Consider the following 385-nt stretch of genomic DNA (forward strand, 5'->3'; position numbering starts at 1 on the left):
ACTCAGAATGGCGTCAAAACTCGAGTTTTAGCTTACACCTCAGAAACCATTTACCATAACATCCCTTCCGCGCACCGCTAAAAACGACTCGCGGCGTTTCCGGTGTCTACAGGATGAAACGGAGAGGAAACACCCCAGAAAACCACCGGAAACGCGCCTGATAAAGTTTAGCCTGATGCATACCTATGCAGCCAGGTGAATGCGCACCGGTTACGCAGAAAACAGGGTATCAAAGCCCTGTTTTCGTCACTTCACAGCTCCATCGTCGGCCCTTGCCGCTGTTTCTGCCTTGAGCGTTCCAGCTCCAGCGTTTTCTGGTGCTGCACCGCGCGCTCCTGCTGCCGGTGTGCCTCAATCGCGCTCAGCCTTTCGACAACCGGCGCAG

The organism is Serratia sp. LTN-2 (genome assembly GCF_059740205.1).